This window comes from Photobacterium lucens (assembly GCF_009873615.1).
Classification (GTDB): domain Bacteria; phylum Pseudomonadota; class Gammaproteobacteria; order Enterobacterales; family Vibrionaceae; genus Photobacterium; species Photobacterium lucens.
The window spans coordinates 1-889 of sequence record NZ_SSMG01000426.1 but is presented as its reverse complement, the minus strand read 5'-3'; the positions used below and the strand labels follow the sequence as shown (position 1 = coordinate 889).

1 protein-coding gene is annotated in these 889 nt (G+C 37.8%); it reads left to right on the top strand.

Features of this window, described 5'->3' with window-relative positions:
* Nucleotides 1–108: 108 nt before the first annotated feature.
* Nucleotides 109–660, top strand: a complete 552-nt coding sequence (locus tag E5A76_RS17240) for an outer membrane beta-barrel protein (protein WP_107165088.1) — start codon at nt 109–111, stop codon at nt 658–660.
* The last annotated feature ends 229 nt before the right edge of the window (nt 661–889 follow it).

Genomic DNA, 889 nt, shown 5'->3' with positions numbered 1-889 from the left:
TTGTGCTAATTTTCTTCCCACAGCTTGTTGAGTACATTGTGATTTTTTACTTTCGATTAGTTCAATAAGTAATTTTTAGGGAATGACGTTAACAATTTAGGAATAAAAATGAAAAAGAATGCACTTGGCTTACTTGTAGCACTGTCTGTTTTAGCACCTGTGGCAGCGCAAGCTGCGGTTCAACTACCAGAAGGTACGCAAGAAATTGGTATTTATGGTAAAGCGAAATTAGGCAGTGGCTGGGATGTAAACCTAACAGGTTCTTACGGTTACTTTGTGCAAGATAACTGGGAAGTGGGTGGTACAACTTCTATTCATGCACAAGATGCAAATGATGCATTTACTGGTAAAATTGGTGTGTTTACCGAATATAACTTCGTGAACTCAACAAACTGGGTTCCTTACGTTGGTGCAGCTACACAGCTTGCAGGCCTAACTTACAATGAAGAAGATGGTTCTGAAGGTAACATTGGTAAAGATGGTAGTTCTTGGGCACTTAACGTTAAGTTAGCCGCTGGTGTTAAATACTTTATCAATCCAAACGTAGCATTGACAGGTGAAGTGAACTACAACATCGCTACTGATGATATTGAGTTCTCTGGCGATAAAGCGAAAGATAGTTTAACAAACATCGTATTTGGTACTCGTTTCTACTTCTAAACGAAGTGAAATCAGGTTTAAAAGGCCCGCTTCGTGCGGGTCTTTTTGTATTACAACAATAGTATTTAGCTAAGCTGAAGGATATTAAAAGACGATATTCTTTAAATATGACTGCTGACCTGTATAAAAAACAACCTGGCGTGAAGTTGATACTGAGTGTAAAGCGGTTAATTACTTATCACTTGTAGCATTAGGCTTTAATTAGTGCTTCATTCTACCACTTTAAAAT

Coding starts and splice junctions, on each gene's coding strand:
- E5A76_RS17240 (WP_107165088.1), top strand. CDS start 109: ATGAAAAAGAATGCACTTGGCTTACTTGTAGCACTGTCTGTTTTAGCA.